14 protein-coding genes (1 of these 14 only partly in view) are annotated in these 24,753 nt (G+C 71.0%); 7 read left to right on the top strand and 7 right to left on the bottom strand.

The genetic code is table 11. The features are described from left to right. Window positions 1–49: 49 nt before the first annotated feature. The 3 genes from JIG36_RS29710 to JIG36_RS29700 are packed head-to-tail and all read left to right on the top strand — an operon-like array spanning window position 50 to window position 2,384. Window positions 50–700: a TetR/AcrR family transcriptional regulator gene (locus JIG36_RS29710; RefSeq protein ID WP_203379675.1), complete on the top strand. Its 651-nt coding sequence runs from the start codon at window positions 50–52 to the stop codon at window positions 698–700. Beyond that, window positions 697–1,398 carry an SDR family oxidoreductase gene (locus JIG36_RS29705; protein ID WP_203379674.1) on the top strand — a complete coding sequence of 234 codons (702 nt, stop codon included), beginning with the start codon at window positions 697–699 and terminating at the stop codon, window positions 1,396–1,398. The genes JIG36_RS29710 and JIG36_RS29705 overlap by 4 nt, the downstream gene beginning before the upstream one ends. Continuing rightward, the gene (locus JIG36_RS29700; protein WP_203379673.1) at window positions 1,395–2,384 is read left to right on the top strand and encodes a phosphotransferase family protein; all 990 of its coding nucleotides are present in this window, start codon (window positions 1,395–1,397) and stop codon (window positions 2,382–2,384) included. Before JIG36_RS29705 ends, JIG36_RS29700 begins: the two co-directional genes overlap by 4 nt. On the opposite strand, the gene JIG36_RS29695 is transcribed toward JIG36_RS29700, so the two are convergent. From JIG36_RS29695 to JIG36_RS29685, 3 genes are all read right to left on the bottom strand, one after another. Beyond that, complete coding sequence (locus tag JIG36_RS29695; protein ID WP_203379672.1) at window positions 2,376–3,956, bottom strand: P-loop NTPase family protein; 1,581 nt, start codon at window positions 3,954–3,956, stop codon at window positions 2,376–2,378. The two genes, JIG36_RS29700 and JIG36_RS29695, sit on opposite strands and share 9 nt — an antisense overlap. Continuing rightward, complete coding sequence (locus JIG36_RS29690; protein ID WP_203379671.1) at window positions 3,953–7,693, bottom strand: GTPase; 3,741 nt, start codon at window positions 7,691–7,693, stop codon at window positions 3,953–3,955. Before JIG36_RS29690 ends, JIG36_RS29695 begins: the two co-directional genes overlap by 4 nt. A 196-nt stretch (window positions 7,694–7,889) precedes the next feature. After that, window positions 7,890–9,008 carry an SGNH/GDSL hydrolase family protein gene (locus tag JIG36_RS29685; RefSeq protein WP_203379670.1) on the bottom strand — a complete coding sequence of 373 codons (1,119 nt, stop codon included), beginning with the start codon at window positions 9,006–9,008 and terminating at the stop codon, window positions 7,890–7,892. 233 nt (window positions 9,009–9,241) lie between these two features. Here JIG36_RS29685 and JIG36_RS29680 point away from each other — a divergent pair, with 233 nt between their 5' ends. Beyond that, a complete protein-coding gene (locus JIG36_RS29680; protein WP_203379669.1) occupies window positions 9,242–9,628 on the top strand; it encodes a DUF6069 family protein in 387 nt (128 codons plus the stop codon). A 58-nt stretch (window positions 9,629–9,686) separates the two neighbouring features. Here the strand turns inward: JIG36_RS29680 and JIG36_RS29675 are convergent, their stop codons facing one another. After that, on the bottom strand, window positions 9,687–11,159 hold the full coding sequence (locus JIG36_RS29675) for a multicopper oxidase family protein (protein ID WP_203379668.1): 1,473 nt from the start codon (window positions 11,157–11,159) through the stop codon (window positions 9,687–9,689). A gap of 1,012 nt (window positions 11,160–12,171) precedes the next feature. Here JIG36_RS29675 and JIG36_RS29670 point away from each other — a divergent pair. Further along, entirely contained in the window at window positions 12,172–12,861 is a 690-nt protein-coding gene (locus JIG36_RS29670) for a PAS domain-containing protein (RefSeq protein WP_203379667.1), read from the top strand. A 144-nt stretch (window positions 12,862–13,005) separates the two neighbouring features. Here JIG36_RS29670 and JIG36_RS29665 read toward each other — a convergent pair whose 3' ends face one another. The 3 genes from JIG36_RS29665 to JIG36_RS29655 all read right to left on the bottom strand — a co-directional run bounded on the left by JIG36_RS29665 (window position 13,006) and on the right by JIG36_RS29655 (window position 17,539). Beyond that, entirely contained in the window at window positions 13,006–13,716 is a 711-nt protein-coding gene (locus tag JIG36_RS29665; RefSeq protein ID WP_203379666.1) for a LuxR C-terminal-related transcriptional regulator, read from the bottom strand. Window positions 13,717–13,902: 186 nt separating this feature from the next. Beyond that, window positions 13,903–15,774, bottom strand: a complete 1,872-nt coding sequence (locus tag JIG36_RS29660) for an ABC transporter ATP-binding protein (protein WP_203379665.1) — start codon at window positions 15,772–15,774, stop codon at window positions 13,903–13,905. Next, a complete protein-coding gene (locus JIG36_RS29655) occupies window positions 15,758–17,539 on the bottom strand; it encodes an ABC transporter ATP-binding protein (protein WP_203379664.1) in 1,782 nt (593 codons plus the stop codon). Before JIG36_RS29655 ends, JIG36_RS29660 begins: the two co-directional genes overlap by 17 nt. Window positions 17,540–17,666: 127 nt before the next feature. On the opposite strand from JIG36_RS29655, the gene JIG36_RS29650 reads away from it, so the two are divergent. Next, entirely contained in the window at window positions 17,667–18,698 is a 1,032-nt protein-coding gene (locus JIG36_RS29650; protein WP_203379663.1) for a GDP-mannose 4,6-dehydratase, read from the top strand. A 28-nt stretch (window positions 18,699–18,726) separates the two neighbouring features. Beyond that, a protein-coding gene (locus JIG36_RS29645) for a type I polyketide synthase (protein WP_203379662.1) crosses the window boundary here: on the top strand, window positions 18,727–24,753 show its beginning. It continues 20,646 nt past the right edge of the window; 6,027 of the gene's 26,673 nt are visible here — the first part of the coding sequence; its start codon is at window positions 18,727–18,729; its stop codon lies beyond the right edge, outside the window.

Here is a 24,753-nt window from a genome sequence, read left to right as displayed (position 1 = left end):
AGCTGCAAGCCGCCCGGGATCCGCGGCGGGAGGGGCGACGGGGCAAGCTGTGAACCGCCCGGGATCCACGACAAGAGAGGCGGCGACCGACCCGATGTCGACCGAGTCCGATTGGCGCGCGTACGGGGAACTCGACTTCTCCCGCATCCTCGAGGCCGCCCTGCAGGCCTTCTTCGAGCACGGCTACCACGGCACGACGACCCGCGACCTGGCCCGCCGCTCCGGCCTGAGCGTCCCCGGCGTCTACCACTACTACCCGTCCAAACAGGACATCCTGTTCGACCTGATGAACGTCATCATCGACGAGCTGCTGACCCGCAGCCGGCAAGCCCTCCAGGACGCCGCGGCCGATCCTCGCTCGCAGTTCGACGCGCTGGTCGAATCGCTGCTGCGGTTCCACATGTACCGGCGTACGGGGGCCACCGTGTCGACGGCCGAACTTCGCAGCCTCGAACCGGGCAACCGGGAACGGTACGTGGCCAAACGCGACGAGCAGCAACGCATGCTCGACCAGGTGATCCTGGACGGCGTACGGGAAGGAATTTTCCACACCCCGTATCCGAAGGACGCCAGCCGGGCCATCGCGTCGCTCTGTGTGGGGGTTGCGTCGTGGTACCGGCCGGACGGGTCGCTGCCGGTGGAGGCGCTGCTCGAGCGGTACCAGCAGATCGCCCGCTCGATCGTCGAGACCGCGCCATGACCGGCCCCCGAAGGGCCGTGGTCACCGGGGCGTCGCGGGGCATCGGGCGGGGGATCGCGCTCGCCCTGGCCGCGCGGGGCTGGAACCTGACCCTGGTGGCGCGGCGCCCTTTTGAGGTGGCGGCCGAGGCCGAGGCGGCCGGCGCCGGAAAGGTCGAGGCCGTCGCGGCCGACCTCGCGACCGACGCTGACAACGTCGTCCTGGAGCACGACACGCTGGACGCCCTCATCCTGTGCGCCGGGGTGGGCTCGGCCGCGCCGCTGGCCGGTGATCCGATGGCCCGTTTCGACAAACAGTTCGCGCTCAACACGCGGGCGCCGTTCGTGCTCGTCACCAAGGCGCTGCCGTTGCTGCGGGCCGCTTCGGGCGGCGGCCGGGTCATCGCGCTGTCCTCGATCACCGGGATCCAGGCCGAGCCAAAGCTTTCCGCGTACGGGGCGAGCAAGGCCGCTCTGCTGGCCCTCGTCCGTGGCATCAACGCCGAGGAATCGGCCCACGGGGTGACCGCGACGGCGATCGCGCCCGGCTACGTCGACACCGACATGAGCGCCTGGATCCGCGACACCGTGCCGCCGGAGCGGATGATCCCGGTCGACGACGTCGTGCGGACCGTACTGACCCTGCTCGACCTGTCCCCGCGTACGGTGATCAACGAGATCGTGATGAGCCGGGCCGGGACCCGGGGGTACGAGGCATGAGTCTCGACCTGGACGGGGTCGCCGCGTTCCTGCGCAGCCGGGATGTGCCGGTGGCCGGGCCGCTCACGAGCGAGCTGGTCAGCGGCGGGCGCTCCAACCTGACGTACGCGGTCACCGACGGCCTCCACCGCTGGATCGTCCGCCGGCCGCCGCTGACCGGGCTCACCCCGTCCGCCCACGACGTGGCCCGGGAATGGCGGGTCGCCCAGGCGTTGCAGTACAGCCCGGTGCCGGTGCCCGCCGCCGTCGCGCTCTGCGAGGACACCTCCTGGATCGGCGCCCCGTTCGCCGTGTCGGCCTTCATCACCGGGCTGGTCGTACGCACCCGGGCCCAGCTCGACACCTACACCGACCGCGAGCTCGAGGCCTGCGTCACCGAGCTGGTGCGGGTGCTGGCCGACCTGCACTCGCTCGACGTGGCCGAGGTCGGGCTGAGCGGGCTGGGCCGGCCCGACGGCTTCCTGGAACGTCAGGTGCGCCTGTGGTGGCGGCAGTGGACCGAGGTGAAGAGCCGCGACCTGGCCGACGCGACCCGGTTGCACGCCCGCCTGGTCGCCGCGCTGCCGGCCGGTCCGGCTCACATCGGCGTGGTGCACGGCGACTTCCGCATCGACAACACGCTGCTCGACCTGGCTGACATCAGCAAGGTGCTGGCCGTGGTCGACTGGGAACTGGCCACCGTGGGCGACACGCTCACCGACATCGCGCTCATGTGCGTCTACCGCCAGCCGCAGCTCGACCCGATCCTGGCCCTCGACGCCGCCTGGGCCAGCGACCGCCTGCCCGGCGCCGACGCGATCGCCGAGGCGTACGCCCGCCGGCGCGGGGTGAGCCTCGACGACTGGCCGTTCTATCTGGCCCTGGCCAACTTCAAGCTGGCCGTCATCGCGCAGGGGATCAGCTACCGCGCCGCCGACGCCACCTCGGCCCAGGCCGAACAGGCCGTCCCCGAACTGCTGGCGGCGGGCCTGCGGGCACTAGCTTAGGTTCTCGCCCTCGGCCACGGCCCTCTCCAGCTGTCCGACCAGATCGCGCAGCTGGGCGTCGAGGGCGACCTGGTCGGCGGTCTCGGCAACGATCTCGTCGCGCACGTCGTCGACGAACGGCTGCCAGGCCTCGCGGGCGCGTTGCGTGCACTCGGCGACGACCTGCTGCCGGGCGTCGACAGCGGCCCGTTCCTCGTTGCGGCGGGCCTGGTCCGACCGCTTCTCGTCGACGAACTTCGCGACGTGCACGGCGAGGGGCAGGACCGCCTCGGCGACGCCGATGCCCTTGCCCAGACGCCCCGCCGTCTTCGCCGCCTTGGCCGCGGCCTTGCGGCCCGAGGGCGTGCCGGCCACTTCGGTCGCGGCCCGCAGCACCCCGATCAGCATGGGACCGACCGTTTCGACGTGTCCCGAGATGTCGCTGCCCTCCGGCTGTCCGGTCGTCTGATCGGATCCGAGGTTCTCGACCAGGGCGGCGAACCCGGCCCAGGACGGCCGGGCCCGCTCGCGTTCCTTGGTCTTGCGGACCGACTGCCGCAGCCGCTGGAGGCGAACCTCGTGCCGGGTGAACCAATCGTCGAAGGCGCGCTGGATCTCGGTTTTCAGGTCGTCCGCGTTCGCATCCCAGGTGCGTCGCACGACCTCGTCGACGAGACCGTCGAGGCCGGCCCGGGCGGCTTTGTCGAGGGCGTCGAGCTCGTTCTCCCAGAGTTCGCGGCGGGCCACGCCCTGGGCCGCCACCTGGGCCTGGGTCGTGTAGTCGGCCAGCTGGGCCCGCAGCTCGGTCACGGTCTCGTCCAGAACCCGGGCCCAGTAACGCTGCCCGGCCGCCGCACGCCATTCGGGGCGGTCCGGCGACGACGACACCGCCGCGAGCGCGCCGGCCAGGTCGTCCATGCCGTCCCAGCCCCGGAACTCGTCCCAGGTCGTCCGGTCGAGATCGGTGAAGGAGCCGGCCGTCTGGTACGGGTCGGGAGCGACGACGAAGATCCGGGCCCGCTCGTCCAGGCCGAACAGATCCCGCAGCTCGCTGACCTTGCGGTCGCGCAGTTCCCGGTAGTCCGCGAGGTCGTACTCCGGGTCCACCCCCGCCTCGTCGAAGCGCGAGATGACGAACCACATCGTCCCGGCCGGCCAGCGCTGGGCGACCAGCTCCTGCAGGAGGTCCCGTTCGGCCGTGGCCAGCTGCGAGGTCAGCACCGCGACGCCGACGTCGGTGAGCCCGACCGCCGCCATCGCCCGGCCCGTGTTGGTGCGGGCGCGCAGGTCGGAACCGCCGACGCTGAAGCCGGGGGTGTCCCGCAGGACGCAGCCGTCGAACTCGGCGTCGTTGACCTCGAAGGTCTCGTGGCGGGCGCTGATGGTGAGCCAGCCCGGAACCTCCCGGCCCGCGTCGACCAGCAACCGGCGCAGCAGCGAACTCTTGCCGGTGTCGTACGAGCCGAACAGCGTCACGACCGGACGGTCCTGCTTGGCGAAGACCTCCCAGTCGTCCGACTGCGCCCCGGCCGGTGATCCTCCGGGCAGACGACCCAGCCATTCCCGTACGGCGTTGATGTCGACCACGGTCACTCATTCCCCTTCGACGAGCCGGTCAGTTCGTCCGCGGCCGCGATCAGGGCCCCGGCCATCGCCGCCCGGGTCTGGGCCGACCGCATCCGTCCGGTGATCGACGCGGCCCGGCCGAGGTGCTCGTCGAGCAGTGCGCCGAGTTCCCCGGCCCGCGCCTCGAGAAAACCGACCGGACCGTCGCCCTGTTCGCCCTGCATGATCTGGTCGACCAGGGCGGCCCCGGCCTCGTCGATCGCCTGCGCCGCCGACTCCAGCTGGGCCCGGTGCTTGCCGTCCTTCTGGGCGTCCGTGGCCATCGACGCGATGTCGGCGGCGGTGGCGATCGCCCCGAGGACCGCACCCACCTTGGCGACCTTGAGACCGCCGTTCACCGCGCCCCACGGCTTGAACTTGACGTCGAAGAACTTGCCGATCGTGTAGACCGCGTCCCGGTTGCCCAGGATCTTGGCCGCCTTCGCGGCGACGTCGGCGACGATGCCCGCCTTCTCGGTCACGTTCTCGTGCCAGGCCGTGCCTTCGGCGGCCTCGAACGCGGCTGCGAACTCGGGCGCCACCTGGAACTCGGCGGCGCGCAGCTCGCGGCCGATGGCCGAGACGTGGTCGGTGTGCCAGTCGGCCAGCTTGCGGGCGGCGTCGGCCAGGAACCGGTCGAGGTCGGCCTCGAACGCGGGCGTCCGCCACCACGAGTCGACCAGATGGGCCAGTTTGCCGGCGTCCCCGCGGTCGACCCGCGCGACCTCGGCCTTGGCCGTCACCACGTGCGCGGTCACGATGCGGCGGGCGTCCTCGCGCAGGGACCCTTCGAGGAGGCCGGCGTCCTTCACCGCGGCCCGGAGGGCTTCGATCAGCGGTTCCGAGCGCTTCAGTTCCCGTTCGCCGTCGGCCCGGATCTCCCGCAGGCCCTGCCGGTGCCGCTTGAGGTCGGTGACCGCCGCGTCGAACGCCGCCACCGAAGCGGCCGCCGAGCGCTGCTCGTCGGTGAGTCCGGACAGCGCGCCGGTGACCGCGTCGACGCCGTCCCACGCGCGGTTCTCGTCGAAGTCGGCCCGCTCGGCCGGGGCGGCGTCGCTCATGAGACCGAACGGGTCGCCGGACAGGCAGTGGATCCGGTCGAGACCGATGTCGACCGACCGCGTGGTGAAGGCCGCCCGCAGCTCCTCGCGCTTGCGGTCCTGCAGGTTCAGATACTGCTCGGGGGCGGTCAGCGGGTCCACGCCGAGCTCGTCACAGCGGTTGATGAGGAACACCGTCCGGTCGCCCTTGGCCGCGACCAGTTCCTCCAGTGCCCGGGTGTCGCCGACCATCAGATTGTTGTGGACGACGACGACCGCGAGGGCGGCCTCGGCGACCGTCGCGAACGCCGTCGCGTCGTGCCCGCCGTCGCCGCTCTGCAGGCCCGGCGTGTCGACCAGATCAAAGCCACCCAGCGGGTAGCGGCTCGCCGTGGCGGTCGCGGGTGTCGCCCGGATGTCGAACGCCGCCGGCGGTCGCTCTCCGCGGTCGACCAGGATCCGGCGGATCAGCGACGACTTGCCGGAGTTGTAGTCGCCGAGCACTACGACGGCCGGCCGTGCCGCCTCCACCCGCCAGAACGTGCGCTCGATGTCGAACAGCTCCGGGTCGTGCCGGGCCGCGGCGCCGAGGTCGTCGCGCCACGAGCGGACCCGCACGGCCGTCGCGGTGTCCCACACCCCGGCCAGCACCCGCGTCAGGCGGCTGTGGTCCTCTTCCGCGCGGCGGGCGTACACCTCGCGGGCGGCGTCACCGATCGACGCCGGCTGGTGGTCGACGGCGGATTCGAGCCAGTCCTCGCCCAGCAGCGCCCGGGTCACCGCGGCCGGGGTCGCGCCCATCCGGCGCTGCGCCCGCAGCAGGACATCGGTCACCGGCGGCGCGGGATTGATGCCGTCCTCGGCGGCCCGCAGGCTGTCGATCAGCTCGGCGATCCGGTGCCCGGCCGTGCGCAGCGCGGTCGCGGCGCGCAGCGACTCACTGACCGCCGGGGCGAGCAGCGTCCACGCCCCTTCGCGGCTGTCGCGGACGATGGCCTCCTCATAACCGTCGAACGTCTGGCCGACGGCGTGGTGGCTGTCGGCGATCGCGCGGGCCCTCGCCTTGCGGGCCTGGTCCGACGAGTCCTTGGTGATCTTCTTGCCGAAGTGCTGGCCGACCTGTCCGGCGATGCCGACGCCCAGCGCGGTCAGGCCGATGGCCCAGCCTACCGGGTTGGACAGGATGGCGACGGCCACGAACGGCACGGCCACCGCGCCCGCGCCGACCGCGATGCCGGATCCGCGCAGCAGGTCGCCCGCGATGCCGCCACCCTTGTTGCCGAGCACCTTGGCGGCGTGCGCGGCCGCTCCGCCGTACCCCAGGGACCGGTCGTCCACCGCGGCTTCGAGCTCGCGTTGCAGAAACGACCGGCGCCCCTCCTCGACGGCCTTGATCGCGGTGTCCAGGGCGGCCTGATCGAAGACGGCCTCCCGGAACTTCGTTTCGTCGTACGCGGTCTGCTTGTCGAACGCCTTCCGGATGAGCTCGTCGGCCCGGGCCATCGCCTGCTGGCGGGCGCCGGACAAGTGCGAGGCGGCGAGGTGCCGGACGAACCGGTCCAGGGAGCCGCGGACCGGGGACGTGTACGGGCGGTCGCCGCGCGCCTTCTCCGACCCGTCGACCAGATCGGCCCCGGACTCCGCTTCGTGCAGCCAGCGGGCCCGCTCGGCCTCCTCCGGATAGCCCACCACGGCGAACAGCGACTCGACCTCGTCCTCGAGGGCCGCGGCCTCCCGCTCGACCGTGGCAGCCAGGTCTTCGAGCTCGCCGATGCCGTGGCGGACCCGGGACCGGATGTCCTCGCGGAGCGCGGCCAGCCGCAGGTCGGCGCCGCCCTCGGCGATCGCGGCGACGATCAGGTCTTCGAGGGCGCCGATGTTCGACCAGCGGTCGAGGTAGTCCGGGCCGAACGCCTCCCGCTCGTGGTGGAAGTCCTTCTGGGCCGGGCCGCGGAAAGGGGTCGAGGCGCGGGCGAACAGGGCCCGCCGGCTGTTGATCGCGACCACCGGGACGTCGTGCAGCTCGATCTGGGCCAGGTGGGTGCGGATGTTGTCGACGTGCTGGCGCACCGGCTCGGACAGGTTGCGGCGCGATGCCGGCCGGACCTTGGCCGGGTGGCGCCAGCGGGCGTTGCGGACGTTGAGGACGGCCACCACCGGCTTGCCGTGGGCGCGGATCCACGAGGCGATCTTCTGGAACTCCATCGCCTGCTGCGACTGGCTGTCGAAGCACAGCAGAACGATGTCGGCGATCTCGACCGCCCGGCGGGCCTCGGCCTCGAGGACCTCGCGGCTGCGGGTGCGGCCCCAGCCGTTGGTCCCGGGGGTGTCGTAGAGCCGGCAGTCGCGCCAGTCGATCGGGCGGATGTCGGTGGTGCAGTCGCTCTCACCGGGGGAGACATACTCGCCGTCGAGCCGCCCGAACGTCGACAGCAGGGTGCTCTTGCCGGCGCCGGTACGCCCGAAGAACGCGATGTTGAACGACCCGAGCGATCCGCGTTCCCGGTCGAGGTGGCGGCGCAGCTCGTCCGGGAACGCCCGGGTGAAGTCGTCCAGCCGGGCGTGCGCGCCGGTCGCCCCGTGCGCGAACGCACCGATCAGCGTGCCGGTGATGTCGTCCAGGAGCTCGAGCTCCGCGTGTCCCTGCTCGACGGCCGAACGGACGGCCTCCTCGAGAGACCGCACTTCTGTCGTCACCTTTGGTCGTCACTTCCTACCGGCCCACCACCGGTCACGCGGGAACGGACCGATGATCATCCTCGGTCACCGACCGACCCTCTCACGATCGGTTACGCGTGGGGCGGCAGTGACACGAAGGGCGACGAATCGGCCGGGCGGGACGAGCCGCCCGGCCGGGAAGCAACGACGATCGGCCGAGAGGTCAGGCCGCCGGGGCGAGGGCGTAGCGCTGGATCTGGGCGATGTCGACGGCGCCACCCATGGCCAGGAAGCCGGCCCGGTTGGGGTGCAGGTGGTCGCCGGGCCCGCCGACGCTGCTGTTGGTGTCGAAGGCCGGCTTCAGGTGCCCGGGGTTGGCCGGGTCCTCGGTGACCGCGGAGAAGTCGGCCACCCCGTCGAACTGGCCGCTGGTGCGGATGAAGTGGTTGACCGCGCGGCGCTTGGCGTCGGTCTCGGGCGTGCCGTAGAGGCCGAACGCGGTGCCCGCGGACGGGGTCAGGGTGGCACCGATGATCTTGATGCCCCGGGCGTGGACCCGGCGGATGATCTCCTGGTAACCGGCGATGACCTGGTCGGCCGTGGCGTTGCCGCCGCCGAGGTCGTTGATGCCCTCGAGCAGGATGACGACCCGTACGCCGGGAACGTCGAGGACATCGCGGTCGAGGCGGTCGAGAGCCGGGGGACCGTCGCACGGTGTGCACCCGCCCGGGGTCCGGCCGATGCGGGTCACCATGTTGCCGCAGATCGCCTGCGTCACCACCGAGACGGGGCCGCGCGCGGACGGGCGCTCGTTCAGGCGGCGTTGCAGGACGTCGGGCCAGCGGTCGTCGCCGTTGATGGTGGAGAAGAAGCCGTCGGTGATGGAGTCGCCGAACGCCACGACGGTCGAGGTGGCGGGGCGTTGCGCCTGCACCTCGGAGAGGAAGAACCAGGACGTGGTCGAGTGCGGGAACGCCGTGTCGGCGCGGTCGGCGGTGTGGTCGCCGGCGCCCGGATCGGACAGGTAGGACGTGGTGAAACCGGCCGCGTGCCATGTCATCGGGCCGCTCGCGCCGGCCACGAACAGGCTCACCGCGAGGCGCTGGGTCTGGGCGTCGGACACCTTGACCGGCACCGGGTCGCTCCAGGCGGCGCGGCCGGCGGGCACGGTGACCGACGAGCGTCCGGCGAACGTCAGGGGACGGTTGGTGCCGGGCGCCACGTTCGCGCCGGTCGACTGCCTTCCCGCGTACGCCCGCTGGAAGGTCACCGGCCGCGTGCCGAACTCGTTGGTCACCCGGATGCGCCAGCTCGTGCCGGCGACGCTCGGCTTCACCAGCATGCGCAGGGTCTGGTCCCGCGCCTGGTTGTCGGGGAAGGCAGCGACCGCATCGGGGGGAAAGCAATGCCTGGCGCAGCGCAGCCGGGCTTCGACCGAACGCCTGGCCGGAGGAACCCGGGCAGCGCGGACTTTAAGGAATTCTCGGTGCGAACGCCGTTAACGTCAGGCTGGACGATTGATGGGGATCGACGGCGAGGTGGCGTGTGGCGAATGTTGTTGGTACCGGCCGCGGAGTGACCCAACGGCGGCTGATCACGATTCTGGTGGCCGCGGTGGCTACGGCCGTGGTGTGGGTGATCGCGCACCTGGCCTTCGGAGTCGAGATCCGCGCGAAGACGGGAGGCGCCGAGCAGACGGTCGGGCTGGCCGCGGTGATCATTGCGACGGTCGTGGCCGGGTTCGCCGGGTGGGGTGTGCTCGCGCTGCTGGAGCGCTGGACGGCCAACCCGGGGCGGGTTTTCACGATCGTCGGGGCGGTGGTGCTGCTGCTGTCGCTGGGTGGCCCGGCCGGCGGGCTGACCACGGGCGCGAAGGTTTCTCTGGCGCTGCTGCACCTGGTGGCGGCGCTGATCCTTGTGCCTGGGCTGGCGGGCACGGCTCAACCCCGTACGGGAAAATAAGCGCAAGCGGGACGCGCGCCCGGACCCCGAGTCGTGCGGGTCCGGGCGCGGTCGTCGATCAGGCGATGCGCATCTGGGCCATCATGCCCATCGCGCTGTGATCGACCATGTGGCAGTGGTAGGGGAAGACGCCGCGGTAGGTGTCGAAAGTGGCCCGCAGCGTGACGTATTCGCCCGGCCACAGCAGCACGGTGTCTTTGAGGCCGGTTTCGAAGCCGGTCGCGGGACCGCCGTTGCGGCCGGTCACCCGGAACTGCACCAGATGGGTGTGGAAGTTGTGCGGGATGGTCTGGCTCGTGTTGGTGAGGATCCACTCCTCGGTGCTGCCGTGCTTGATGTCGATGTCGATGCGGCCGGCGTCGAAGGCCTTGCCGTTGAGGAACGCGTTGGTGCCGGCGCCGACCTCGTCCATGTACATGACCATCTGGCGGGTGGTGTCGGCCTCGGGGACGGCGGGCAGCGTGCGCAGCGTGGCCGGGACCGAGCTGGTGTCGCGGACCTTGCGGCCGACGTCGAAGCGGATGACCTCGCCGATCAGCGAGGGGTCGCCGGGCGGCAGGTCGTTCTTGAGGATCAGCTGGGTGCCGGGGGCGTACTTCGAGAAGTCGATGATCAGGTCGGCGCGCTCGCCGGGCGAGATCAAAAGGCGTTCCGTCTCGTACGGGGCGGGGAGCAGGCCGCCGTCGGCACCGATCACCGTGAGCGGCGTGCCGTCCGAGAGGCTGAGCCAGAACATGCGCAGGTTGGACGTGTTGACCAGGCGGAACCGGTACTTGCGGGCGTCCACCTTGAAGTACGGGCGCGGGCGGCCGTTGACCAGCAGCGTCGTACGGTTGAAGGCGTCGTCCATCTCGTAGACGAGCTGGCCCTTGCTGTCGAGCCGCACGTCGCTGAGCATCAGCGGCACGTCGTAGCGGCCGGACGGCAGGGGCAGTGACTGCTCGATCCGGTCGGTCAGCAGGTAGAGGTTGGCGAGCCCGCGGTAGAGGTGCTCGGACTCCAGGTGGTGGGTGTGGTCGTGCATCCACAGGTTCGCGTGCGGCTGCAGGTTGGGATAGGTGTAGATCTGCGAGCCGCCCGACTTGATCGGCGTCATCGGGGAGCCGTCGCTGGCCTGTTCGACCGAGCCGCCGTGCAGGTGCACCGAGGCCGGCTCGTCCAGGTGGTTGCGCTGCTTGATGACGACCTTGCGGCCCGACCGGGCGCGGATCGTCGGCCCCGGATAGCTGCCCTGATAGGTCAGCACCTCGGTGCGGGCGCCGGGGACGATGTTCGCGTGGCTCTTGCCGATGGTGATCTCGTAGTAGTCGGTGTCGGCGGTGACCTTCGACGGGCGCAGCGTCGGCGGGACGCTGAGCGGCACGGAGAAGGCCGGGGGAGTGGCCACCGGCCGCGCCGACGGGGTTGCCGACGGGGCCGGACGCACCTCGGCCGCGGCGGCCTGGGTGCGGAAGTAGCCGGCGCCCGCGCCGGAGGCGGCGACTATGCCGGTCGCGGCGCCGAAGCGCAGGATCTGGCGGCGTGAGGACAAGGTCTCTCCTTAGAGAGGGGCTATAAGGGATGGCGGGGCAGCGATGCCGCCGCGACGTACGCAGGGTGTACGACGAGATGGGACCGCTCCCGGCGTCTGGAAATCACTAGAGCTCACCGGCGGGCCGGTGACCGGTTCGCGGATGTGGGTGGCCGGTTCGTGACCGGAAGGCCGGGCCGGGTGTGGGCCGCCGGTCGCTCGCGGCGGGCACCTTAATATTCGTTTTGGTGGCTCCGGGATGCCGGTGGGCGCCGGGCGCGATACCGGGCAAATCCCCTTGGCGGGGACCCTGGTGAGTGGGCGCGGTCACAGGGCTCTCGTCGGGATGCTGGTGGCAATCCGAAAAGTGGGTCCTAAGGCCATACTTTCGGTCAGTCCGGCTCGGCCGAACCGGCGGCCCCGCGGGGCGGGCAGGGGTCCGGTAAGGGTGTCGGCCGAGGCCAGGGCGTTGCCGGGGCCCGTCGGGAATCCATTCCGATAATCACGGTAATAGCACGTCGAATCGATTCGACAATCAGCTTTACAATCTCACCGGAAGGCATTCTCTGGTTGCACTTAAATGTTCACTGCGAATGCCATAACGCGCTTGTATCAAGCTTTGAAGGATCGCACTTGTCGGACCGCGGATACGTCGGTCATTGACGGCTCGATGTCCGCGGTTTGACGGGCGCTACTCGGGCGTGAGCCGGGCCTGGCGATGACCGAGTCGTGTGGTAAACCGCCCCTGGCCTGCCCGTATCCTCATCGCCGGGATGGCTGATACGGGCCGGGAACATTAGCGTGACGTTGCGGTTAACTCGTCGGGAGCGCTTGCCCCAACGCGCAAGTTTTACTCAAGACGCGGGTTTGCCGATAGGTGGAGAGAGATGCGACACGTAGGCTACTTGCAGTTTCAAGCGTTGCCCCTGGTGTGACGAGATTGCGGGGCGGCGTCACGGGGTCCCAGCGCGCTCGTCAGTGCCGGAGACGAACGATGTCGAAGGCCGGATACCTGTTGGAAGGGTCAGTACTGATGAATCCTGTGGAAGACGCGATATTCTTCGAAAGCTCTTCCGTGGGCCTCCTGGACTCCGGCGAGTTCGCCGACGGGTTCCGGTCGCTGTTCGAGCAGTCCGGCCTCTGCATGGCCAACCTCGACGCCCGGCTGCGGGTGCGGGAGGCGAACACCGACTTCCTCCGCGAGGTCAACCGCCGGCCGCAGGACACCTACGACCGCCCGTTCCTCGCTCTGCTGCACCGCAGCGTCCGCAGCACCGTCGAGCGGGAGCTGACCGAACTCGTCGCCGGGCGTCGCGAACGGTTCACCGAGCGCATCCTCGCGGTCCAGCCCGACGGCACGCTCGTCCCGGCCGAGATGACCGCGATCGCGGTGGCCGACGCCGCCGGACAGGTCGACACCGTTCTGGTTCTCGTCATCGCCAAGCCCCGGGAGGACGAGCGGCCGGCGCCGGCCTCGGTCAAGCTGTCGCTCCAGCCGATGGACGCGCGCATCCTCGAGGGCGTGGCCGCCGGGGTGTCCACCGTGAAGCTCGCCTCGCTGCTGTTCATGAGCCGCGGCGGGGTCGAATACCGGGTCACCGCACTCCTGCGAATGCTGCGTGCCCCGAATCGTCCGGCGCTCGTCTCGAAGGCGCATTCCATCGGCATGTTCAATACCGAGGTGTGGCCGCCGAAGGTGCACCCGGAGTATGTGAAAGTCTGACCATTCGTCAAGAATTTTTCTGACCGCTCGTCCAGAAATGCGAAATGGACCCCGCCCGGCGGCGCGGGTCCATTTGTGCGTTCCGGAAAACGCTGCGGAAACGAAAAGGCGCCGCGCGGTAATCGCCCGGCGCCTTCGGCGTGACTAGTAGACGAATTGCGGATCGGCGCGCGGCGGCCAGGTGCCGGCACTGAGAATTCCGAGCTTGTACGCCCGCGAGACGAGCGCCGGCCGGTTGGGGGCCTTGAGGCGTCGCAGCATGGCGCTCACGTGATATTCCACGCCCTGGCGGCTGAGGAAGAGCTGGCCGGCCATCTGCACGGTCGAGGCACCCGCGGCGACCCCCTCGAGGATCCGCGCGTCCACCTCGCTGAGCACCTTGGTGCTGGCCACGGCCGGCTCGGGAGCCACCGGCTTCCGCGACCTGACCAGCAGAATCATGATGGCGGTGGGGTCGGCGCCGCTGACCCGCAGCGGCACCGCGGTGAGGTGGCCCTCGGCCGCGCTGCCGTCCGGGCGGCGGACCTGCACGTGTTCGCCGAACCGGCGCTCGCGGCCCGCACGCAGGCCGTCGAGGCTGTTCAGCAGGCGCCGCCGGCACTCGGTGGGCAGCAGCCCGGAGAACTCCAGGCCCTCCACCTCGGCGGCGTCGCGATCGAGAATGGACAGCAGATCGGCATTGGCCCGCTGAATCCGGCAACCACCGTCGAGAACGGCGATGCCGACACCCGATCGCTCGAACAGCGATCGGAAGAGTTCTCCGCTCCGGCTGGTCGCGGGGAGCAGCGGAGAGGAATATCCGAGGACGTCCAATGGTGACGTCGGGGGGCGGTGAGCAGCGTCGAGCACGGTCATCCTAACGGCTCCTAGTAGGAGTATTACGGATCATCCCGTCAGCGATACTAGGAGAATACATCGAGGCTCGGCAATCGAGGCAGGGAAAGCACCCGCGAACCGGACCGCCCGGTGTTCCGAATGGAAACAAACGCAAAACATCGGCGTCGATAACAGTTTTTTGTCTAGTGAAAGTACTGGGCCCGGTCAGCTATCGGCCGGCGCGAGCGACCCCGCGTACAGCTCGGTGTAGAGGCCGCCGTAGGCCAGCAGCTGGTCGTGGGTGCCCCACTCGACGATGTCGCCGCGGTCGAGCACCAGGATGATGTCGGCCGAGCGCACAGTGGAGAGCCGGTGGGCGATCACAAAACTGGTGCGCCCGGCTCGCAGCGTGCTCATCGCCTCCTGCACGTAGGCCTCGGTGCGGGTGTCGACCGAGCTGGTGGCCTCGTCCAGGATGAGCACGGCCGACTGGCCCAGGAACGCGCGGGCCAGCGTGATGAGCTGCCGCTCGCCGGCGCTGAGAGTGGTCCGGTCGTCGTCCAGCACGGTGTCGTAGCCCTCGGGCAGGGCCCGCACGAACCGGTCCACACCGGTCGCGCGGGCGGCGGCCACGACCTCTTCGCGGGAGGCGCCGGGACAGCCGTACGCGATGTTCTCGGCCACCGTGCCGGCGAACAGCCACGGCTCCTGTGGCACCAGGCGGATCTGGGAGCGCAGCTCGTCGCGGCTCATGGCGGCGATGTCGGCGCCGTCGAGCAGGATGCGGCCCTCGTCCACCTCGTAGAAACGCATCAGCAGGTTGCCCAGGGTGGTCTTGCCGGCGCCGGTCGGGCCGACGATCGCGACCATGCTGCCCGGCGCCACGCTCAACGACAGCTGCCGGATGAGCGGGACGTCGGGCACGTAGCGGAACGCGACCCGGTCGAAGTCGATGCGCCCGCGCACCACCTCGGGGCGGATCGGCGTCGCAGGGTCGGGGTTCTGCTCCTCGGCGTCGAGCAGCTCGAAGACGCGCTCGGCCGAGGCCAGCCCGGACTGCATCTGACCGGCCACCCCGGCCAGCACCACCATGGGACGGGTGAACTGACCGGCGTACTGGGTGAACGCGAGCACCTCGCCGATCGACATCGAGCCGGCGGCGACCCGGGCCGCCCCGAACACGGCGACCAGGACGTACGAGAAATCGGTGATGAACCTCGTGGACGGCTCGATGAGGCCGGTGAGCGCCTGAGCCTGGCGTTCGGTGTCGGCCAGCGCCTCGTTCTCGGCGTCGAAGCGGGCCTGCACCCGCTGCTCGCGCCGGAAGCCGCGGACCAGGTGGTGCGCCGAGTAGACCTCCTCGACGCGCGAGGTGATGGCGCCGTTGGCCGCCCACTGCGCGGCGAACCGCAGCCCGGCCCGCTTGCCGATGAGGAACCACAGCGCGCCCGCCATCGGCACGGTGATCAGCACGAGCAGGGCCAGGGTGGGGGAGAGGACCAGCATCACGATCAGCGCGCTGACGATCGCGAAAATCATGTTGAGGGTCTGCCCGACCGTCAGCTGCAGGGTCTGCTGCAGGTTGTCGACGTCGCTGGTGACCCGGCTCAGCACCTCACCGGGCGGCGTGCGGTCGTAGTAGCCGAGCGGCAGCCGGGCCAGCTTGCGGTCGACCCGGTCGCGCAGCTCGAACAGGGCCTTCTGCACGGCCAGGGCAACGACCCGGCCCTGCAACCACAGGCACAAGCCGCCGATGACGAAGACGGCCAGGCTGGCCAGGATGACAAAACCCAGCTTGGTGAAGTCGACACCCTCGCCCGGCACCAGGTCCATGGTGCTGAAGACGTTGGCCAGCGTGCCGTCGCCCTGCTCGCGCAGCCGGGCCAGCACGTCCTGTTTGCTCGCGCCGGGGTCCAGGGTGCGGCCGACCATGCCGGCCGCGATCAGGTCGGTGGCCAGGCCCAGCAGGTACGGACCGAGCAGGCTGGCCGCCGTCGACAACAGCGCGAGCACGACGGCGCCGATCAGGGCCGCGCGTTGCGGGCGGAACAGGGCGAGGAGGCGGCGGGCGGTGTCGCCCTTAGTCGTGGGCGGCATCCACGGCTTCCCTTCCGGGTGTCTCGGTTCCGAGCGGCTGGGACTGCACGATCTCGCGGTAGACGCGGCAGTCGCGGATCAGGTCGGCGTGCCGGCCGTCACCGGCGAGGCGCCCGGCGTCGAGCACCACGATCCGGTCGGCGTCCCGCACCGCCCCGGCCCGCTGACTGGTCAGCAGCACGGTGGTGCCGGACAGTTCGTGGCGCAGGGCAGCCCGCAGCCGCGACTCGGTGCCGCCGTCCAGGGCCGAGAAACAGTCGTCGAGCAGCAGAACCCGGGGCCGGCGCAACAACGTACGAGCGATCGCAAGCCGTTGCCGCTGGCCACCCGAGAGGCTGCGGCCGCCCTGCGCGAGCGGAGTGTCGAGCCCGTCGGGCAGCTCGGCCACGAAGGACTCGGCCTGCGCGACCCGCAGCGCCCACCACAGCCGGGTGTCGTCCGCGCCTGGATCACCGAAGTGCAGATTCTCCCGTACGGTGCCGGAGAACAGCCGGGTCGTCTGCGGCACCACCCCGACCAGGGTGGTCAGCCGGTCGGCGCTCAGATCCCGGACGTCCACCCCGTCGATGCGGATCGCGCCACCGGTGACGTCGTAGCGGCGCAGCACCAGATTGAGCAGCGTCGACTTGCCGCTGCCGGTGCCGCCGACCAGGGCCACGGTCTCGCCCCGGCGGACGACGAGGTCGACGCGGTGCAGGACGGGCGCCTCCGAACCGGGGTGCCCGAAGTCGACCTCGCGCACCTCGATGAAGCCGCCCTCGGTGCGCGACTGCACCGGGACAGCGGGCTCGTCCACACTCGGCTCGGAGTCGAGCACCTCGGTGATGCGGCGCACGGAGGCGAGCGCGCGCGACAGTCCGGTGACGACCACCAGAATCATCACCATCGCCAGCACGATCAGCGTCAGATAGCCGATGAGCGCGCTGAGCGTGCCCAGCTGCAGCGAGCCGTCGTCGATGCGCCGGCCGCCGAACCACACCAGCGCGGTCATGAAGATGTTGGTCACCAGCGTCACCATCGCGGCGAACGTGGTCATCAGGCGGCCCACCCGCAGCGAGGGCTGGAAGATGAACCGGTTGGCCGCGTCGAAGCGCTCGTGCTCGCGCCTTTGCTGGACGAACGCGCGGACCACCCGGACCCCGATGATCTGCTCGCGCAGGATGCGGGAGATGAGGTCGATGCCGGTCTGCAGGCGTTCGAACAGCGGCGCCATCGTCGCGATCATGAAGCCGATGCACCCGCACACCGTCAGGAACATGGCGACCAGCAGCAGGCCGAGCCAGAAGTCCTGGGTCACGGCCAGAACCACGCCGCCGATCGACAGGATCGCCGTGGCCAGCGCCGTGTCGAAGAGGGTGAGCGTGAGGGTCTGCGCATGTTTGACGTCGTTGACGGTGCGGGTGATCAGCGACGGCGTGCCGAAGTGGTCGACCTCGCGGGCCGACAGGCTCAGCACCCGCCGGAACACCGCCGACCGCAGGTCACGGCCGAGGGCGGCGGAGACGGCGGCCCCCTTGCGTTCGGCCGAGATCGCCACGGTCACCTGCACGAGCGTGACCGCGCCCATCGCGACGCCGACCCCCACGATCCAGCCCATCGAGCCCTCGACCACGCCGTTGTCGATGACGAGCGCGTTGAGGGTGGGCAGCAGCAGGATGCACACGGTCTGCACGAGCTGCAGGCCCGCGATCAGAGCGATCCTCGACCGGTACGGCCGCAGATAGGCACGCAGAAATCCGGTCAGCACCGGACGAGTTGACCCCATGTTCCGCCGGTAAATCACTAGGCCTGGGCGCCCAAGTTCCGCAGATTTCCCTAGTCGTAGCTGACCTAGTGTCCCCTCGAAGCGACGCCTCGCGTCCTCGAGCGAAGTGACCAGGGAGACGACATCGATGCCCAAACGCGCGCTGATCACCGGAGTCACCGGCCAGGACGGGTCCTATCTCGCGGAGTATCTGCTGGAGCAGGGCTATGAGGTGTGGGGCCTCGTGCGGGGCCAGGCCAACCCGCGCAAGTCGCGGATCAGCCGGCTCGCGACCGCGCTCAACTTCGTCAACGGCGACCTGATGGACCAGGCCAGCCTGGTGTCCGCAGTGGACAAGGTGCAGCCGGACGAGGTCTACAACCTGGGCGCCATCTCGTTCGTGCCGATGTCGTGGGAGCAGCCCGAACTGGTCACCGAGGTCAACGGCATGGGCGTGCTGCGCATGCTCGAGGCCATCCGCATGGTCAGCGGCCTCAAGACGCCGCACCGCGACTCCAGCGGCCAGATCCGCTTCTACCAGGCCTCGTCGTCCGAGATGTTCGGCAAGGCGGCCGAGACCCCGCAGTCGGAGACCACCAACTTCCACCCCCGTTCCCCGTACGGCGTGGCGAAGGTCTATGGGCACTTCATCACCCGCAACTACCGCGAGTCGTTCGGGATGTACGCGGTCAGCGGCATGCTCTTCAACCACGAGTCCCCGCGGCGCGGCTCCGAGTTCGTCACCCGCAAGATCTCCCTGGCGGTGGCCCGCATCAAGCTCGGCGTGCAGGACAAGCTGCACCTGGGCAACCTCGACGCGGTGCGCGACTGGGGATTCGCCGGCGACTACGTGCGGGCCATGCACGCCATGCTGCAGCAGGAGGACCCGGGCGACTGGGTGATCGGCACCGGTGTCATGCACACCGTGCGCGACGCCGTCGAGATCGCCTTCGACCACGCCGGGCTCAACTGGAAGGACCACGTGGTCATCGACCCGGCCCTGGTGCGGCCGGCCGAGGTCGAGGTGCTCTGCGCCGACACCACCCGCGCCTGCGCGGCCCTCAACTGGAAGCCGGCCGTCTCGTTCGGCGAGCTCATGCGCATGATGGTCGACTCCGACCTGCGGCAGGTGGCGCGGGAGCACGAGTACGGCGACCTGCTGACCGCGGCCAACTGGTGACACTTCTTCAAAGGGCAGGTTGACGAAGATGGATACCGAAGACAAACTTCGCGACTATCTCAAGCGGGCGACCGCCGACCTGCGACGGTCGCGGCAGCGGCTGCAGGAGGTCGAGGAGGCCGCGGCCGAGCCGATCGCCGTGGTCGGCATGGCCTGCCGCTTCCCGGGCGGCGTGCGCAGCCCCGAGGATCTGTGGGATCTGGTGGTCGAGGGCCGCCACGGCATCGGGCCGTTCCCGTCCGACCGGGGCTGGGACCTCGCCGCGCTGGGCGCCGACCCCGAGGGCACGGCGGGCGGATTCCTCTACGAGGCACCGGACTTCGACGCCGACTTCTTCGGCATCTCGCCGCGTGAAGCCACCGCCATGGACCCGCAGCAGCGGCTGCTGCTCGAGGTCACATGGGAGGCCCTGGAACGCGCCGGCATCGACCCGCATTCGGTCAAGGGCAGTGACACCGGTGTCTTCGCGGGCGCGATGTCGCAGCAGTACCGGGTCGATCCCGAGGAGGCCGAGGGCTTCTCGCTGACCGGCAACGCCAACAGCGTGCTCTCCGGCCGTCTCGCCTATGTGCTGGGCACGGTCGGGCCGGCCGTCACGGTCGACACCGCCTGCTCGTCGTCGCTGGTCACCCTGCACCTGGCCGCGCATTCCCTGCGTACGGGGGAGAGCCGCCTCGCGCTGGCCGGCGGCGTGACCGTCATGTCGAGCCCGGTCACGTTCTCGGAGATGGGCCGCCAGGGTGGTCTCGCCGCGGACGGGTTCTGCCGCGCGTTCGCCGACGACGCCAACGGCACGGGCTGGTCCGAGGGCGTCGGCATGCTGGTGCTGGAACGGCTCTCCGACGCGCGCCGCAACGGGCACACCGTGCTGGCCGTGGTGCGGGGCAGCGCCATCAACTCGGACGGCGCCTCCAACGGCCTCACCGCGCCCAACGGGCCGTCGCAGAAGCGCGTGATCCAGCAGGCGCTCATCAACTCCCGCCTGTCCAGCGACCAGATCGACGTGGTCGACGCGCACGGGACGGGGACGACGCTGGGCGACCCGATCGAGGCGCAGGCGTTGCTTTCGACGTACGGGGTCTCGCGGCCGGCCGATCGGCCCCTGCTGCTCGGCTCGATCAAGTCGAACATCGGCCACACCCAGTCGGCGGCCGGGGTCGCCGGTGTCATCAAGATGGTGATGGCGATCCGGGCCGGGGTTGTGCCCAGGACTTTGCACGTTTCGCAGCCGTCGACCCGGGTGGACTGGGCCTCGGGGGCCGTGTCGCTGGTGCGCGAGAACCAGCCGTGGCCGTCGACCGGGGCGCCGCGCCGGGCGGCCGTGTCGTCGTTCGGTATCAGCGGGACCAACGCGCACGCGGTCATCGAGCAGGCGCCCGCCCTCGACAGCATTTCCGCTCCCGACGAGTCGGGCTCTCCCGCCGCTCCCTCCTCTGCCGCGTCGGGCTCTCTCACGCGGGCCGCTGCCTCCTCCTCCTCGAGCGCCGATTCTGCGTCGGGCGGAGTCGCGGTGCCCGTGCTGCTCTCGGGCCGCACACGGGAAGCTCTCGCTGCCCAGGCGCACGCTGTCGCGGCGCAGCCGGGGTCGCTCGCGGATCTCGCGTTCTCGCTGGCCACGACCCGGTCGTCGTTCGAGCACCGCGCTGCGGTTGTCGCGCGCGACCTGGACGAGCTGCGGGCGGGGCTGACGGCGCTGGCCGAGGACGTGCCGGCGGCCGGGCTCGTGCGTGGTGCCGTAGGGGCGCGGGGCAAGCACGCCTTCCTCTTCACCGGGCAGGGTGCGCAGCGCCTCGGTATGGGACGCGAACTGGCCGCGCGTTTTCCTGTTTTCGCTGACGCGCTCGACGCCGTGGTGGCCGAGCTGGACACGCATCTCGACCGGCCGCTGCTCGACGTCATGTGGGGCGACGACGATGTGGCGCTGCGGGGAACGGCGTACGCGCAACCGGCCCTTTTCGCCGTTGAAGTTGCGCTGTTCCGGCTGGCCGAATCGTGGGGGCTCAAGCCGGACTTCCTGGCCGGGCACTCGATCGGCGAGATCGCGGCCGCCCATGTCGCCGGTGTCTTCAGCCTGGCCGACGCGGCGAAGCTGGTCACCGCGCGCGGGCGTCTCATGCAGGCGCTTCCGGCGGGCGGCGCGATGGTTGCCGTGCAGGCCGCCGCATCCGAGGTCGTGCTGACGCCCGGAGTCTCGATCGCGGCGATCAACGGGCCGCGCTCGGTCGTGCTCTCGGGTGACGAGGAGGCGGTGCTGACGCTGGGCGCCGGCTTCGAGAAGACCAAGCGGCTCCCGGTGTCGCACGCGTTCCACTCGGCGCTCATGGAACCGATGCTCGACGAGTTCCGCGCGGTCGTGGCCGCCCTCGATCCGCAGCCGCCGCTGATGCCGATCGTCTCGACGGTCACCGGTGAGCAGGCCGGAGTCGAACAGCTCACGTCGGCCGACTACTGGGTCTCCCAGGTGCGCGAGGCGGTGAACTTCGCCGGGGCGGTCGGATGGCTGGCCGAGCACGGCGCCGGCACCTTCACCGAGCTCGGCCCGGACGCCGCGCTCACCCCGATGGTCGCCGAGACCGCGCCCGACGCCACCGCGGTCGCCCTGCTGCGCGCGGGCCACGACGAGGTTGCCACCAGCGCCACCGGCTTGGCCCGGTTGCATGTCACCGGTGTTCCGGTGCGCTGGGCGGGGTGGTTCGAAGGTTCGGACGCGCGGCGGATCGACCTGCCGACGTACCCGTTCCAGCACCGCCGGTTCTGGCCGCGCTCGCCGCAGTCGTTCGGCGCCGAGCACCACGGCGACCACCCGCTGCTGGCCGCCGTCATCTCCCTCGCCGACTCCGACGGCGTGCTGCTGACCGGGCGGCTCTCGCTCGAAACGCACCCGTGGCTGGCCGACCACACCATCCACGGCACGGTTCCGCTGCCCGGCACGGCCGTGCTCGAACTGGCGATGCGCGCGGCCGAGGAGGCGGGTTGCGACCGGGTCGAGGAGCTGACGCTGTCGGCCCCGATCGTGCTGCCCGCGCGGGGCGGTGTGCAGGTGCAGTTGTGGATCGGGCGGCCGGACGCCGTTGGCCGCCGCTCGGTGACCGTGTATTCCCGGCCCGACAACGACGACGACCACCCGTGGCTGACCAACGCCACCGGGTCGGTCGCGAGTGGCCGCACCGCGTTCGCGAGTGTGCCGTGGCCCCCGGCCGGCGCCGACCCGATCGACCTCAGCGGCTTCTACGACACCCTGGCCGAGTCGGGTTTCGCCTACGGCCCGGCGTTCCGGGGGCTGGCCGCGGCCTGGCGGTCCGGCGCCGACGTGTACGCCGAGGTGGCCCTGCCAGCCGGCACCGACGTGGACGGCTACGGCATCCACCCGGCGCTGCTCGACGCCGTGCTGCACACCTCGGCGCTGATGGACTTCGGGGGCGGCCTGCCGTTCTCGTGGGAGGGCGTGTCGCTGCACGCGACCGGCGCGACCACCGTACGGGTCAAGGCTTCTCCCGCCGGTGCCGGCGCGATGGCGATCAGCGTGGTCGACCCGGCGGGGGAGCCCGTCGCGTCGATCGAGTCGCTGACGTTGCGGGTGCCCGCCGAGCGTTCGGCCGCGGACGATGTGCGCGATTCGCTGTTCACCCTCGACTGGACGACCGTCGTGCCGTCCACCGAGTCGCCGGCTCACATGTTCCACGCCGACCTGCGCACTTCGGGTGCGGAGGCCGCGGCCGGGGAGGACGTGCCGCCGTACGTGCTGTATCCGGTCGCGGACGGCGAGACCCGCGAGGTGGTGGCCGGCGTGCTGGCGGTCGCTCAGGGGTGGATCGCCGACGAGCGGTTCGCCGGGTCCTGCCTCGTGTTCGTGACCGACGGCGGGCTGGCCGGCGCTGCTGTAGGTGGCCTGGTCCGCTCGGCTCAGGCCGAGAACCCGGGCCGGTTCGGCCTGATCGAGACCGACACCGCGGCGCTCGTGCCGGCCGCGCTGGCGGCGCTGGCCGGCGGCGAACCGCGCGTCCGCGTGCGTGACGGCGAGGTCCAGGCGCCGCGCCTGGCCCGGGTGCGACCCGTTGACAACGCCGACGCCGGCCCGGTGACGTGGTCCGAGGACGACGTCGTGCTCATCACCGGTGGCACGGGCGGACTCGGAGCGCTTCTCGCCCGGCATCTCGCGGCCCACGGCGTACGGGAAATGGTTCTGCTCAGCCGGCGCGGGTCAGCGCGGCCGGAACTGCTCGCTGATCTTGCCGACACCGGTGTCGTGGCGCATGTGGTTGCGTGCGACGCCGCCGACCGGGACGCGCTGGCCGACGTCTTCGCGGCCCACCGCGTGACGGCGGTGGTGCATGCGGCCGGCGTTCTGGACGACGGAGTGCTCGCCTCGCTCACCGCCGAGCGTCTGGACGCGGTGCTCGCGCCCAAGACGACCGCGGCCTGGAATCTGCACGAGCTTGCGCGCGAGGTGCGCGTTTTTGCTCTCTTCTCGTCCGCGGCCGGCGTGTTCGGCAATCCTGGACAGGGCGCCTATGCGGCCGGAAACGCCTATCTGGACGCGCTCGCTCAGTATCGCGCCGACCGTGGCCTGCCGGCGGTGTCGATGGCCTGGGGCGCGTGGGAGACCGAGGGCATGGCCGGCGACGAGCTGGCCGAACGCCTGCGCCGCGCCGGCATGCCGCCCCTCACCGAGGCCCAGGGGCTGGCGCTCTTCGACGCGGCGCTGACCGCCTCCACCGACCCCGGGCGCCCGGCTGCCGCAGAGCCCGGGCGCTCGGCGAACAACCTGATTCTGCCGCTTCCGCTGGACCTGGCGGTGATGCGCGGGCTGCCCGAGGTGCCGCCGCTGATGCGCGGACTCGTGCGTACGCGGAATCGCCGGACCGCGGCTGCCTCGGAGCGCGCCACCGGTCTCACCCGCCGCCTGGCCGGGCTGGACGAGCACGGCCGCTTCGACGCCGTGCTGGAGCTGCTGCGCGGCCAGGTCGCGGCGGTGCTCGGCCACGACGACGGCGCCGGCATCGACCCCGACCGGCAGTTCAAGGATCTCGGCTTCGACTCGCTCACCGCCGTCGACCTGCGCAACAACCTCGGCACCGTGACCGGGCTCCGGCTGCCGGCCACCCTGGTCTTCGACCACCCGACGCTGCGGGCGCTGACCGGGTTCGTTCTCGGCGAGCTGTTCGACGCCGGTGCGGCCGCCGTGGAGACGGTCACCGCGGCCCGCGACGACGACCCGATCGTCATCGTCGGCATGGGTTGCCGCTACCCGGGCGGCGTGGGCTCGCCCGACGACCTGTGGCGCCTGGTCGACGAGGGCCGCGACGCCATTTCGGGCCTGCCGGTCAACCGCGGCTGGGACCTGGAACGGCTCTACCACCCCGATCCGGACCACCCGGGGACCTCGTACGTGCGCTCGGGCGGCTATCTGCACGACGCGGGCGAGTTCGACCCGGCGTTCTTCGGCATGTCCCCGCGCGAGGCCACCGCCACCGACTCGCAGCAGCGGCTGCTGCTCGAGACCACGTGGGAGGCGATCGAGCACGCCGGCATCGACCCGGTGTCGCTGCGGGGCAGCCAGACCGGGGTGTTCGCCGGTGTCATGTACAACGACTACGGGTCCGGCCTGCAGACCGAGTCCGAGGGCATGCAGGGCAGCGGCACCTCGCCCAGCATCGTCAGCGGCCGGGTCTCGTACACGCTCGGCCTGGAAGGCCCGGCCGTCACCATCGACACCGCGTGCTCGTCGTCGCTGGTCGCGATGCACTGGGCCATGCAGGCGCTGCGGGCCGGGGAATGCTCGCTCGCCCTCGCCGGCGGCGTCACCGTCATGTCGACCCCGCTGGCACTCATCGAGTTCTCCCGGCAGCGCGGCCTCGCACCGGACGGACGCTCGAAAGCGTTCGCGGACGCGGCCGACGGTGTCAGCTGGTCCGAGGGCGTCGGCGTGGTCGTGCTGGAGCGCATGTCGGACGCGGTGCGCAACGGCCACCAGGTGCTCGCCGTCGTGCGGGGCAGCGCCGTCAACCAGGACGGCGCCTCCAACGGGCTGATGGCCCCCAACGGCCCGGCCCAG

The organism is Paractinoplanes ovalisporus, assembly GCF_016834655.1.
Lineage (GTDB): Bacteria > Actinomycetota > Actinomycetes > Mycobacteriales > Micromonosporaceae > Actinoplanes > Actinoplanes ovalisporus.
The sequence above is the reverse complement of the archived record's forward strand: the minus strand, read 5'-3'. Positions and strand labels throughout refer to the sequence as shown.